The organism is Trueperella sp. LYQ141 (assembly GCF_046599555.1).
GTDB lineage: Bacteria > Actinomycetota > Actinomycetes > Actinomycetales > Actinomycetaceae > Trueperella.
Window position 1 is genome coordinate 537847 of sequence record NZ_JBKIWQ010000001.1, and the last position, 12350, is coordinate 550196.

Annotated in this window: 7 protein-coding genes; 2 read left to right on the forward strand and 5 right to left on the reverse strand. The window is 52.1% G+C overall.

Features of this window, described 5'->3' with window-relative positions; translation table 11 throughout:
• Positions 1 to 337: 337 nt before the first annotated feature.
• Together ACLHIJ_RS02190 and rpoC are read left to right on the forward strand one after the other, a co-directional pair.
• Positions 338 to 3802, forward strand: coding sequence for a DNA-directed RNA polymerase subunit beta (locus ACLHIJ_RS02190; protein ID WP_411297523.1), 3465 nt, complete (start codon positions 338 to 340; stop codon positions 3800 to 3802).
• A gap of 81 nt (positions 3803 to 3883) precedes the next feature.
• Complete coding sequence (gene rpoC, locus ACLHIJ_RS02195) at positions 3884 to 7864, forward strand: DNA-directed RNA polymerase subunit beta' (RefSeq protein ID WP_411297522.1); 3981 nt, start codon at positions 3884 to 3886, stop codon at positions 7862 to 7864.
• Positions 7865 to 8104: 240 nt separating this feature from the next.
• On the opposite strand, the gene ACLHIJ_RS02200 is transcribed toward rpoC, so the two are convergent.
• From ACLHIJ_RS02200 to ACLHIJ_RS02220, 5 genes are all read right to left on the reverse strand, one after another.
• Complete coding sequence (locus ACLHIJ_RS02200; protein WP_411297521.1) at positions 8105 to 8488, reverse strand: hypothetical protein; 384 nt, start codon at positions 8486 to 8488, stop codon at positions 8105 to 8107.
• Positions 8489 to 8525: 37 nt separating this feature from the next.
• Positions 8526 to 9788 (reverse strand): hypothetical protein, encoded by a 1263-nt coding sequence (locus ACLHIJ_RS02205; RefSeq protein WP_411297520.1) that lies wholly within the window; start codon positions 9786 to 9788, stop codon positions 8526 to 8528.
• 249 nt (positions 9789 to 10037) lie between these two features.
• Positions 10038 to 10652: a hypothetical protein gene (locus tag ACLHIJ_RS02210; protein ID WP_411298377.1), complete on the reverse strand. Its 615-nt coding sequence runs from the start codon at positions 10650 to 10652 to the stop codon at positions 10038 to 10040.
• 169 nt (positions 10653 to 10821) lie between these two features.
• The gene (locus ACLHIJ_RS02215) at positions 10822 to 11010 is read right to left on the reverse strand and encodes a hypothetical protein (RefSeq protein ID WP_411297439.1); all 189 of its coding nucleotides are present in this window, start codon (positions 11008 to 11010) and stop codon (positions 10822 to 10824) included.
• 224 nt (positions 11011 to 11234) lie between these two features.
• Positions 11235 to 12350, reverse strand: a 1116-nt coding sequence (locus tag ACLHIJ_RS02220; protein WP_411298378.1) for a hypothetical protein, incomplete at its 5' end; no start/stop codon positions are given.

The window sequence follows — 12350 nt, forward strand, 5'->3', positions numbered from 1 at the left end:
TGCCTACTTGCTATCAGCTGGCAGATATGTCAAAGTCGTATCCAAGAGCATTGCTCTCACATATTCACGTGTATCGAGGAACCTTGGTGGCATTGCGACAGCCCGGAAGTGATTCGAGGATCGCGTGAACTTTACGCGTCGTGACCCCTCCCACAGGGTAGGGGCTAGCTTTTGCTATGTTTAACGAGTAGATTTGAAACTTGCGCGGGCTTTTCTCAGCCGTACCCTTTTTCTGCTTGTTGAAGGTTATTTCAGCTTGGAAATAAGCCAGAAATAAGAAAATGTGCTGATGAGATGTGCGCGCACGGCCTATCAGAACATAGGGAAGGATCACCCTTTGGCTGCTTCGCGCACCTTTAACACAACCGTGGTTGACGGTAAGTTGATGTCAGACCGAGTGTCTTTTGCCACGATTAATGAGCCGTTACCCGTTCCGGATCTGCTTGGTTTGCAGACCTCCTCTTACGGCTGGCTTATCGGTTCGGAGCAATGGCGTCAGAACGCTGCTCCTGGTGAAAAATCTGGTCTTGAAGAAGTATTCGACGAGATTTCTCCGATTGAAAATACTGCAGAAACGATGGGCTTATTGCTATATCAGCCCAGTTTAGAAATGCCGAAGTACTCTATTGCTGAGTGCAAAGATCAAGATCTGACGTATTCGGCAAATCTGTACGTCACCGCTGAGTTCCAAAATTATGAAACTGGCGAAATCAAGAAGCAGACGACTTTCATCGGCGATTTTCCGTTAATGACCCCGCAAGGTACGTTCATTATTAACGGTACTGAGCGTGTTGTCGTTTCTCAGCTCGTGCGCTCACCAGGTGTGTATTACGAGCGTGCTGCCGATAAAGGATCGGATAAGCTGATCTACTCAACGAAGATTATTCCTTCGCGTGGTGCGTGGCTGGAATTCGAGATCGACCGCCGCGAATCCGTCGGTGTTCGAGTAGATCGTAAGCGCAAGCAGTCTGTGACGGTGTTCCTCAAGGCTCTGGGCATGACGGAAAGTGAAATCCGCGAGGAGTTCGCAGATTACCCGCTCCTGCTTAACACCCTGGAGAAAGATACTGTCCATACCCAAGATGAGGCACTGCAGGATCTGTACCGTAAGCTGCGCCCAGGCGAACCGCCGACGGCAGAAGCTGGTCGTACCCTGCTCTACAACTTCTACAAGAACCCCAAGCGTTACGATTTGGCAAAGGTTGGTCGATACAAGGTCAACAAGAAGCTAGGTCTGCCCGAAGAAGCAACAGAACGGCAGTTGACGCTAGCTGATATTAACGCGACGCTGCGTTACCTGCTGGCACTGCAAGCCGGTGAAGCAGAGGTCGTGACCACAGTTGACGGCACGTCCGTTCCGGTTGAAACCGATGATATCGACCACTTCGGTAATCGTCGTATTCGCGCAGTTGGTGAACTGATCCAAAACCAGGTGCGCACGGGTCTATCTCGTCTGGACCGCATGGTTCGCGAACGAATGACTACCCAAGAGGTTGAGGCCATTACGCCGGCTTCCTTGATTAATATTCGCCCGATTGTGGCAGCTATTAAGGAATTCTTCGGGACTTCTCAGCTTTCCCAGTTCATGGACCAAAACAATCCGCTAGCCGGTTTGACGCACAAGCGTCGCCTCTCGGCTCTTGGTCCGGGTGGTCTTTCACGTGATCGTGCATCGCTGGAAGTGCGAGACGTTCACCCCTCGCACTATGGTCGTATGTGCCCGATTGAGACTCCGGAAGGTCCGAACATTGGTCTGATCGGTTCATTGGCAACCTATGGTCGAGTTAATTCTTTCGGCTTTATCGAAACGCCGTATCGCCGTGTAGAAAACGGTCGAGTGACGGATCAGATCGATTACCTCGATGCTGCAGACGAAGATCGCTACAACGTGGCTCAGGCTTCCGCTCCGCTTGATGAGAACGGATACTTCGTAGAAGACGAAATTCTCGTCCGTCTACCTGGTGGCGAGCCAGCGCTTGTTCCTGCTGACGAAGTGGGATACATGGACGTCTCCGCCCGCCAGATGGTTTCTGTTGGTACGGCTGCAATTCCGTTCCTGGAACACGATGATGCAAACCGCGCCTTGATGGGTGCAAACATGCAACGTCAGGCGGTGCCGCTTATTAAGCCAGTAGCACCGCTCGTCGGTACGGGTATTGAAACTCGTGCGGCTGTTGATGCTGGCGATGTGCTGGTCGCAAAAGAAGCTGGCGTCGTTGCAGAAGTTCAAGCAGAATCCATTTTGGTTGAAGAAGATGACGGAAACCGTCGCCTGTACGTACTGCAGAAGTTTGAACGCTCCAATCCGGGCAACTGCACCAACCAGAAGGTTGTCGTCTCAGAAGGCGACCGTGTGGAGAAGGGCTCACTGCTGGCCGATGGTCCAGCAACCGAAGGTGGCGAACTAGCCCTGGGTCAGAACCTCCTGGTTGCGTTCATGGCATGGTCTGGCTATAACTACGAGGACGCTATTGTTGTCTCCCAGCGTTGCCAGTCCGAAGATCTGTTGACCTCAATCCATATTGAGGAACATGAGGTTGACGCACGCGAGACGAAGCTCGGTGCTGAAGAGATCACACGCGAACTGCCTAACGTCGGCGCAGATCAGCTCGCTCACTTGGATGAGCGCGGAATTATTCGCGTCGGTGCAGAAGTTGCTGCAGGCGATATCCTCGTCGGTAAGATCACGCCAAAGGGCGAAACGGAGCTGACCTCAGAAGAGCGCCTGCTGCGGGCAATCTTCGGTGAGAAAGCCAAGGAAGTTCGCGATACCTCGCTGCGTGTGCCGCACGGTCAATCAGGTATTGTTATCGCCGTCAAAGAGTTCTCGCACAAGAAGGGCGAGAATAGCAACTCTGACGTCAATGAATCGGTCCGGGTGCATATTGCTCAGCGCCGCAAGATCATTATTGGCGATAAGATGGCTGGTCGTCACGGTAATAAGGGCGTTATTTCGCGTATTCTTCCCATCGAAGATATGCCATTTATGGAAGACGGAACGCCCGTCGATATCGTGCTTAATCCGCTCGGTGTGCCCTCCCGTATGAACCTTGGTCAGGTATTCGAATTGCACTTGGGCTGGGTTGCCAAGCAAGGCTGGGACGCCACGGCTGCGCGTGAAGCCGGCGAAGAATGGGCGACCCGACTACCAGAAAATGCGGTTCGTGCTGAAAAGGATCGCACGGTGGCAACGCCAGTATTCGATGGTGTCAGCTCCGATGCTCTCAAGGGTCTGCTCGGTTGCACGCTGCCAAACCGTGACGGTGACCGTCTGGTTGATGAAACGGGTAAGGCACGGCTGTTTGATGGTCGTACTGGTGATCCGTTCCCGGAGCCGGTATCTGTGGGCTACATGTACATGCTGAAGTTGCACCACCTCGTTGACGATAAGATTCACGCTCGCTCAACGGGCCCGTACTCCATGGTTACCCAGCAGCCGCTGGGCGGTAAGGCTCAATTCGGTGGTCAGCGCTTCGGTGAGATGGAAGTGTGGGCCCTGGAGGCATACGGTGCATCGCACACCCTCCAGGAAATGCTGACCATCAAGTCGGACGATACCGTCGGCCGCGTCAAGGTCTACGAGGCCGTGGTGAAGGGCGATAATGTGCCCGAGCCTGGCTTGCCGGAATCCTTTAAGGTTCTCGTGCAAGAAATGCGTTCGCTGTGCTTGAATGTCGAGGCTCTCGACGCAGCCGGCAATGCGATTACCTTGCAAGATGCTGATGACGATGCGTTCAAGTCGCCACAGTCGGCGGGGATTACCACCGGCTTGGAAGACTTACAATCTGGCGCTGACTTCTAACTTACTGCGCTAGTGGCGGCGAGCGCCCGTCGCCACTGACGCACAGCCCAAACAGGCGTAAAAACTGAGGAAGAAGGAACCTTGCTCGACGTCAATCTTTTCGATCAGCTGTCGATCTCACTTGCCACCTCCGATGACATCCGCAAGTGGTCGCACGGCACTGTGACCAAGCCTGAAACCATTAATTACCGTACGCTCAAGCCGGAACGTGACGGTCTGTTCGGCGAACAGATCTTTGGCCCGACCCGTGATTGGGAATGTGGCTGCGGCAAGTACAAGCGCCCGCGTTTCAAGGGCATTGTCTGTGAGCGCTGCGGCGTGGAGGTAACCCGCTCCAAGGTCCGTCGCGAGCGGATGGGGCATATTGAACTGGCAGCGCCAGTGACCCATATTTGGTATTTCAAGGGAGTGCCCTCTCGTTTAGGATATTTGCTTGATATTGCACCAAAAGATCTTGAGAAGGTCATTTACTTCGCCGCTTATATGGTGACCGATGTAGATGAGCAGCGCCGTCATGACGATATGCCGACGCTGACTGCCGAATACGAGTTAGAGCGACGCAATCTGGAAAACGAACGCGATGTCGCCGTTGAGCGCGCCATGAAAGCCGAAGAAAAGGCGCTGGCTGAAGCCGAAGAATCTGGTGCTGACGCTGCGGCAAAGTCCCGCATTAAGCGTGGCACGCAGGCCGATACCCGCCGAGTTCGTACCCAGTACGAAAACGATCTGGCGCGTCTGGATGAAGTGTGGGATAAGTTCACCAAGCTCAAGGTCGGCGATCTTGAGGGTGACGAGGATTGCTACCGCGAAATGGAAGCACGCTGGGGTGATTACTTCACTGCTTTGCGTGGTGCGGAGGCAATTCAGCGCCGGTTGCGTTCCTTTGATCTGCAGGCTGAGCATGATTTGCTCGTCGATCAGATCGAAAATGGTACGGCGCAGCGCAAGACCCGTGCACTGAAGCGGATCAAGGTCGTTAATGCGTTCTTACATTCAAAGACTCCGCCGGAAGCAATGGTTCTGGATGCTATTCCAGTTATTCCGCCGGATTTGCGCCCGATGGTTCAGCTTGATGGTGGTCGTTTTGCGACCTCGGATTTGAACGATCTGTACCGTCGCGTGATTAACCGTAATAACCGTCTGCAGCGCATGTTGGATCTCAATGCGCCAGAGATCATGGTCAATAACGAAAAGCGCATGCTCCAAGAAGCAGTGGATGCTTTGTTTGATAACGGCCGACGTGGGCGCCCCGTTTCGGGTGCAGGTAATCGCCCCCTGAAGTCGCTGTCCGATATGCTCAAGGGCAAGCAGGGTCGATTCCGTCAGAACCTGCTCGGTAAGCGGGTTGATTACTCAGGTCGTTCGGTTATCGTCGTTGGTCCGACCCTCAAGCTACATCAGTGTGGTTTGCCAAAGACGATGGCATTGGAACTGTTCAAGCCGTTCGTGCAAAAGCGTCTGGTTGATCTTGAACTGGCGAAGAATATCAAGGCAGCTAAGCGCCTGATTGAGCGTCAGCATGACGAGGTTTTTGACGTTCTAGAAGAGGTCATTCAGGAACATCCGGTGCTGCTTAACCGTGCGCCGACCCTGCACCGTCTGGGTATCCAGGCTTTCGAACCGCAGCTTATTGAAGGTAAGGCTATCCGCCTGCACCCGTTGGTCTGTTCAGCCTTCAACGCTGACTTCGACGGCGATCAAATGGCAGTGCATTTGCCGCTTTCGGTTGAGGCTCAGGCAGAAGCTCGAATCCTCATGCTCTCGGCAAACAACATTCTGAAGCCCTCAGATGGGCGCCCGGTTACCGTTCCGGCTCAGGATATGATTATTGGTTTGTACCACCTGACGACAATCCGAGAAAACGAGATCGGCGCTGGTCGGTACTTTACCTCGGTAGCCGAAGCACAGATGGCCTACGATATGGGGCAGTTGCACCTGAATGCGCCTATCAATATCCGGTGGAAGGCCGACGAAATCGTGTTGCCGCGTGATTTTGAGATGCCGGAGGGCTACGAAGATGGCGATCCGATCATTTTGAATACCACTTTAGGTATTGCGTTGTTCAATGACGCGCTGCCGAGCACCTTCCCTTATGTGAACTCGACTGTCGATAAGAAGGTTTTGGGCAACGTCGTCAACGAGATCGCTGAGCGTTACCCGAAGGTTGATGCAGCGGCTTCCTTGGATGCGTTGAAGGAAACTGGCTTCTACTGGGGCGGGCGCTCCGGCGTGACCATCGCGGTGTCGGACGTCGTCGGCCCGAAGAATAAGGCTGAGATTTTGGAGGCCGCGGAAGTTCAAGCTGCCCGTATTGAGCAGGATTTCCAAGAAGGTAACATCCGTGATGAGGATCGTCGTCGCGATCTCGTTGCGTTGTGGACGGAAGTCACCGATAAGGTTGCTCAGGAGATGCGCAACAACTTCGATACCCTCAATAACATCAACCAGATGGTTTCCTCAGGCGCTCGTGGTAACTGGATGCAGATTCGCCAGGTTGCCGGTATGCGTGGTCTGGTGGCAGATCCGAAGGGTGAAATTATTCCGCGTCCGATTAAGTCGAATTACCGTGAAGGCTTGTCGGCTCTGGAATACTTCACCGCAACCCACGGTGCTCGTAAGGGTCTGGCTGATACCGCATTGCGTACCGCCGATTCGGGTTATCTGACTCGTCGTTTGGTGGATGTGGCCCAAGACGTCATCGTTCGCGAAGCTGACTGTGGAACAAGCCGTGGTCTGGCCAAGACGATCGTGGCCACGGATGCTGACGGCAACGAGATCCGCACAGTCTTGGTGGATGATGTGCCGACGGATATGACGCAGAAGGAAGCCACCGCAGAGCAGTGGGCACAAGCAACACCGCAGCGGGCCTTCGATGTGGATACCTCGGTATATGCACGAACCTTGGCAAAGGACGCTGTTGACGCGGCAGGTAACGTCATCGTTGAGGCCGGTACGGATATCGGCGATGTCGCTTTGGAGAAGCTGTTGGCGGCGGGTATCACCCAGATCTCGGTGCGTTCGGTGCTGACGTGTGATTCGCGTGTTGGTACGTGTGCGTCCTGTTATGGTCGCTCACTGGCAACCGGCAAGCTCGTTGATATCGGTGAAGCGGTCGGAATTGTTGCCGCACAGTCGATTGGTGAGCCTGGTACTCAGCTAACGATGCGTACCTTCCACACCGGCGGCGCGGCTTCGGCAGAAGATATTACCCAAGGTTTGCCGCGTGTTCAGGAGCTTTTCGAAGCGCGTACCCCTAAGGGCGAAGCGCCGATTTGTGAAGCGGCTGGCCGCCTCGAAATTGAGGATTTGGAGCGTTCGCGTCGCCTGATTATCAAGCGCGATGACGGCGACGAAGATCTGACGTATCTCGTCGGCAAGCGTGCCAAGTTGCTCGTTCCGGAAGGATCGCATGTTCCGGTTGGTCAGCAGCTCGTTGAAGGTTCGGTTGATCCGAAGAAGGTGTTGCGTATTTCGGGTCGCCGTACTGCGCAGTTGCACTTGGTCCGTGAGGTACAGGGCGTCTACCGTTCACAGGGCGTAGAGATCCACGATAAGCACATTGAGGTTATCGTTCGCCAGATGTTGCGTCGGGTAACTGTTCTGGAAGCTGGATCGACGACGCTGCTGCCTGGCGAGTTGGTGGATGTGGCTCAGTTCGAGCAGGCTAATCGCGCTGCCATCGCGGAAGGCGGTCGCCCGGCTTCGGGGCGTCCCGAACTGATGGGTATTACCAAGGCCTCGTTGGCAACAGATTCCTGGCTTTCGGCGGCTTCCTTCCAGGAGACGACTCGCGTCTTGACGGAAGCAGCGTTGAACGCCAAGTCTGATCCGCTTGATGGTCTGAAAGAGAATGTTATTCTCGGTAAGCTCATTCCGGCTGGTACTGGTTTGGAGCAGTTGCGTCGCGTTCATGTGGAACCGACCTCGGCTGCACGTTCGGAGTACGAGCAGTTGCATACCTTCACAGGTATGGACTCCTACGACGATATGTACGGCTATGGAGCTGTGGATGAGTACGATACCTCAATGGGATATGGCTACGGTTTTAATAACTTCTCCTAAGAGGTAGCGCATCTTAAGACGATAACTGGGGTGGGAGTAGAGAAATCTACTCCCACCCCATAGTTTTAGTGCTTCGTTGAGGCACAAGTAGTGAAGCTAGATGCCGATGAATTGTTCGCGTCAGAAGTTTTCGGGCGTTTGCGGATCGTTTTTGTAGGAATCATTCATAGGTCTTCGTTTGCACTTTGAGAAGGGGTGCCCCGATATTGGCTGAATAGTGTCGCAGTGGTTATCGTTTTATTATTGAGCGGGATCGCCAAAAGAGTTGTGTACCGCGTTGTTATACGTCCTGCCACCACACTCATAAGGTCCAACAGGCTCGAGGACGCTAACATGGAATTCGTCTCCGGCTTTAAGCGATAGACCATTGACGAAGAGAGTCTTCCCGTCGGGTGAGACTCTTGCCGGAACTGAGAAGATGATTAACGTATCGTCCTTAATAATTGGGCAGGCTTCCCCATTGCCAGTATCGATGCGCGTTAACGTGAAGTATCGTGCTATATCTATCCCAGCTTTTGTAGAATTTGGAAGTATGGGAACGCTATATTCCGCGTCTTGCGCACTGTGGCTACAGCCGGTCAACAAGCCCCCGCCTGTGATAGCCAGAAATGCGAGGGCTGCCACCTGCCTTAGCTTAAATGGATACATATTTGAAATCCAATCAATTACTAATTAAGCGAGTTGAGAAAGCGGAGACGATACTGCTCCAGGATTGCACGTAGGTGTAGACACCGTTAGGGCTATGACCACTAATTAATCCAGAGATTTTTACTCTCTGCCCGAATTTGCCATAGACGGGTCCTCCTGAGTCGCCGCCAACAGAATGTGCTCCGCCAGTGAGGGCAATCATTCCGTGACTGCACATATAGTCTGAACAAATACGAATATTTGTTTGAGCGACATGATTTGAACAAACGGCGCCAGAACTTGATCCAGTGAAGCATAAGAGATTATTTTTGCCGCTTGAGGGTTGATACATATCAATTACAGGCCATGATGTTCCAGAGTTATCGATGATAACTCTGCCCGAGTATGTAACCCCGCTGATAAATTGCGCATCGACACCAAGATTCCGATTGTGGTGGGTGACTTTACCAGTGAAATACTCGGCACCTAAGGCTTTACGGGCGTAAATGCGAGCTCCGTTATCGAAACAGTGCCCAGCTGTAAAGTAGCCACGAGTGTTTCCAATAGCAGCGGGCGCTCCTGAGGTGCACCTGTTTCCGCCGGAGTTCCAGATAGCTGCACCTCCGAGATATGGTTGGCGTAGACCTTCATTGTAGTCCAATATGACGCCATTATTCTCAAGAGTGATGGGAACAGGTGTAGCAGGAACTGTAGTGGGATCAACCTGGGAAAAGTCGATCCCGAGATAGATCGTGTCACTCAATGGTTCAGGAGCAAAGACGCCTGAGTAATGATGTGACTGCAGGAAATTTTCAATGATTGCAAAGGATTTCTCATATTCGTCTTGCGTATAGTGAGAAACACTGATCACCACTTCGGCGTTAGCCATTTCATTCGTATCGGCAATGTGTGCAATGGGTGAAGGCGCCGCTGTGCGTACTGAAGTACTAAGTTCAGTGACTAACGGATGATCTGCCGGGAGACGCAATACCGTCTTTCCTAACTCGGAGTACGCCTTTGAATATTCGCTGAGGTTTTGGGTCTGCGGATAGTTTGCAGAGAAGATAGCATCATCCGCTACTAGACCGTAATGCCCATCGCCTGGAAGCCCTAGCGCTTCATAGGAATAATCGTCGTAGATACTGGGATCAGATGCGGAAATTTCTGCTAGAGGTTGCGACATTGGAGCCTTATTACTGCTAGCAAAGGCTGGAAGGGAAGCTGAGGTAAGAACAGCTATGCCGCTCGCGCTTAATAAGGCGGTACAGCCAATCAATGCGATGGATAGACGTTTCATCGTATTCTTTTCTCCTGGATGTAAGAGGCGAATATAAAACCTGGATAATGTGACCTACTACCTGCATTAGTATGCAGCCTTAGGTAACGGCATGCCATCAATTGGCTAAGCATTTCTGCTGTAACTCATCACGTTAAATGGTACGTTTGCGTTTGATATGTGCTTTATATTATGTATGCCTAGCATTTCTCTTGTAAATACCTATCTATTATTTCCTCTCATCCAATAACGATTAATACGATCCCGAGCCTAGCCTCTGGAGACTGTGGCTTGTTCTGTTGTGATGGGGATGTCGGTTGTGGGTAGTGTTTTGCCGTTTAGTTGTGTGGTGTCGAGTCCGAGGATGAATGTGTCAGTCCAGGGGTCGAAGTTGAATCCTCCTGCGATGTGGTTTGTTTCGAGGAAGTTGCCGATAGCGTGGCGGGTTGTTTCGCGTTGTTCTTGGGTGTATTTCGAGATGATGAGTTCTCGATCGTTGTCGGTGAGGTTTTTTGTGGGGATGGTGTGTGCTAGTGAGGTGGGGTCTGTGGATCGTGATTCGGTCAGGAGGTATTCGATACGGGGATCGTCAGCGGGGAGGGCGAGTACGTTGCTGGATTTTTCGCCGTCGCTGTATTGGTAGAGGTAAAGATCTGTGAATTCTGGGTTGGTGGAGTGGAAGATTTCGTCGGATACTACGATGGTATATTCATCGTCATCTGGCAGACCTAAAACATCCGCAGTATGCCGACGAACCTCCTGAAAGCTATTGGAAAAATCATCACGACCAACATTGGGGGAAGGATCATTCATTAGAAAAGAACAGGATAATCCAACAGCCACGCACGCAATACCGCCAATAACTACGATAGTCGAAGCCTTCATTTTTTCTCCTGAATATCGATATATGGAGCACGTTTTGAAAACTAATGCATTAACTCGGTTAGACATCGTCATCTGGAGCAACTGTGTGGAACCATTTTCCTTGATTCCACACAGTTAGCACAGTGGTGATTGCTTATTGTTGGCACGCCTTAAACGCATGTAAGACGGGTTAGTTTCCCTCGGATACTCCGCCAAAGTATTGGTGGAGGACTTTCTGGTATTGTTTCCCGCCGCAGGTTGTGGGTGGGAGTTCTTTTGTTTCGCCGGATTCAAATGCGTTACCAGGGGAGATAGTAACGCCATCAACAGTGATGGATGATCCATCGTCGGCGACTGTGACCTTTGAGGAGAAGATCATTAGGGTGTCGGGTTTGACGATGGGGCAGGCTTCGCCTTCACCCAGATCTATCCGTTCTAACGTGTAGCGACGGGCTACAGCTGGGCCGGCATCACTTCCAGGCAGAGTTGGCGCTGTGTAAGTATCACTGCAACTTATTAATACAAAACAACACAATATGCCGACACTGCAAGCGCCTACTTGGCGAAGACGCGAAGATATGTGGCTAAACATATTGCTACCTCCTATTCGGTGATAACACGTGCGTTGTATCCAATAGCAATAGCCTCCCACGGGGTAACGTATGTTGTTGAGCGACCGATAAATGGATTTCGAAAACCGGAAATTATCCCGCTAACCTTCACCCGTTTACCGAATTTTCCATATACCGTTCCGCCAGAGTCGCCTTTTTGGCATGAGCGACCACCGAAAAGCTCGATGAGATTGTAGTAACATGTTCCATCGCAATATGAGCCTTTGTAAGATTGAACATAGTTATCGCATACGGCGCCGGAAGTGGAGCCAGTGAAGCAGATAAGATGCCCAGGACCTGTCTCTGAGCGATAAAGGCCTGCTACCGGCCAAGATGTTCCCGAATTATCCACAATAACTTGCCCGGCGTAAGATACTCCGCTAATGAATTGGGCATCAACTCGCGGGTAAGCAATGGTGCTAGTTACTTTTCCGGTGAAGTAGTTAGCTCCTGCTTGTGGGCGGGAATAAATTCGGGCACCGTTATCGAAGCAGTGACCAGCAGTGAAATATCCGCGAGTACTCCCCATGATTGCGGGGATACCCGAGGTACACCTTTGACCGCCATAGTTGTATATTGCTCCGCCTCCACGATAAGGAGCTTGCATACCATCGTTATAAGCGGACGTGGAGACTGTGGCTTGTTCTGTTGTGATGGGGATGTCGGTTGTGGGTAGTGTTTTGCCGTTTAGTTGTGTGGTGTCGAGTCCGAGGATGAATGTGTCAGTCCAGGGGTCGAAGTTGAATCCTCCTGCGATGTGGTTTGTTTCGAGGAAGTTGCCGATAGCGTGGCGGGTTGTTTCGCGTTGTTCTTGGGTGTATTTCGAGATGATGAGTTCTCGATCGTTGTCGGTGAGGTTTTTTGTGGGGATGGTGTGTGCTAGTGAGGTGGGGTCTGTGGATCGTGATTCGGTCAGGAGGTATTCGATACGGGGATCGTCAGCGGGGAGGGCGAGTACGTTGCTGGATTTTTCGCCGTCGCTGTATTGGTAGAGGTAAAGATCTGTGAATTCTGGGTTGGTGGAGTGGAAGATTTCGTCGGATACTACGATGGTATATTCATCGTCATCTGGCAGACCTAAAACATCCGCAGTATGCCGACGAACCTC